This window comes from Pseudidiomarina terrestris (assembly GCF_030466405.1).
GTDB classification, from domain to species: Bacteria; Pseudomonadota; Gammaproteobacteria; order Enterobacterales; family Alteromonadaceae; genus Pseudidiomarina; species Pseudidiomarina terrestris.
Window position 1 is genome coordinate 1 of the sequence record NZ_JAGGJF010000012.1, and the last position, 1,421, is coordinate 1,421.

A 1,421-nucleotide genomic window follows, 5' to 3' on the forward strand; every position below is an offset into this window, starting at 1 on the left:
TGAAGTGACCCCCAATAGTTGGACATTCCTACTACTGGGGGTCTTTTTATGTCTAAACATCACAGAGCATTCAAGCTTGAATTAGCGAAGCGTGCTCAACATGAAAGTTCACGGGAGCTTGGACGCAGATTCAATGTGTCATCCAGACAGATTCGCTATTGGTCATCGGTTTATCGGCTTCATGGCTTAAGTAGTTTTCGTCACTCAGAACATCCTTACACCTCTAGTTTTAAGCTGAAAGTGCTTAATGCTATGCGTGAGCATGATTGGTCAATTAGCTATACGAGCGCTTACTTTGACCTGTCTACGCCAGGTATATTATTTCAGTGGCAAAAGCTTTATTCTCTTGAAGGCACTTCCAGACTTCACCCTAAGAAAAAAGGCAAGCCACGCATGAAACATAACCCTTCTGAGTCTAAGTCAGCAAAACAAATGACAGAACAAGAGCTACGGGACGAGTTGGACTACCTGCGCGCGGAGAATGCTGTCCTAAAAAAGTTAGAAGCCTTGGCTCAAGCGAAAAAGAAACAAGTAAAGAAAAGACCTTAGTGGTCAGTGAGCTCAAGGCGCGATTTAACTTACAGCATTTACTGAAAGCAGTTGGCTTAGCCAGAAGCGTTTATTATTACCACCGTCAATCAATGAAGCGTCCTTGTCCTGATGGCGCGCTAAAGACAAAAATCCGGGAGATTTACCATGCGCATAAGGGCCGTTATGGATATCGAAGAATAACACTCACACTGCGTTTATCGGGGACATCTGTTAACCATAAACGAGTTCAAAGACTCATGTGTGAACTAGGATTGAAGTCAAAAGTAAGGCCTAAGCGATACAAGTCATACAGAGGTGAAGTGGGTCGAGTTGCGCCAGATTTAGTACAAAGGAAGTTTACTGCGGATAAGCCAAACCAAAAGTGGGTTACCGATGTGACAGAGTTCAAAGTCGGGGAGCAGAAGGTGTATCTCTCCCCTGTCATCGACCTTTTTAATCAAGAAGTTGTCAGTTATGAAGTCCGTAAATCCGTGACATTACCGCTGGTTACAGACATGCTCAAGAAAGCGATAGGTAAGCTTAGGCCGCATGAAACTCCTATCATTCACTCTGACCAAGGTTGGCAATATCAAAATAGAGCTTACCAACAACAAATGAGAGAAAAAGGTTTGCAGCAAAGCATGTCGAGGAAAGGTAACTGTTTAGATAATGCAGTGGCAGAGAACTTCTTTGGAATACTGAAAACAGAGATGTATCACAATGAAGTATTTAAAAGTGCCGATGAGCTCATTGAAAACATTAAAGAATACATCGATTATTACAACACCAAACGTATTAAGCTCAAACTAAAAGGCCTGAGTCCGATTGAATATCGAACCCAGACCTTGGAAGCCGCTTAGAAATGAGTCCAACTTTATGGGGTCACTTCA

General features: G+C 42.7%; 2 protein-coding genes. Both read left to right on the top strand.

The annotated features are described in order from the left end of the window. Nucleotides 1-48 precede the first annotated feature (48 nt). Nucleotides 49-549 (top strand): helix-turn-helix domain-containing protein, encoded by a 501-nt coding sequence (locus J6J34_RS12425; RefSeq protein WP_301775144.1) that lies wholly within the window; start codon nucleotides 49-51, stop codon nucleotides 547-549. After that, nucleotides 549-1,391 (top strand): IS3 family transposase, encoded by an 843-nt coding sequence (locus J6J34_RS12430; protein ID WP_301775142.1) that lies wholly within the window; start codon nucleotides 549-551, stop codon nucleotides 1,389-1,391. The genes J6J34_RS12425 and J6J34_RS12430 overlap by 1 nt, the downstream gene beginning before the upstream one ends. Nucleotides 1,392-1,421 lie beyond the last annotated feature (30 nt).

Bases quoted from the DNA above. Each gene is read 5' to 3' on its own strand.
- J6J34_RS12425 (WP_301775144.1), top strand. From the start codon at position 49: ATGTCTAAACATCACAGAGCATTCAAGCTTGAATTAGCGAAGCGTGCT.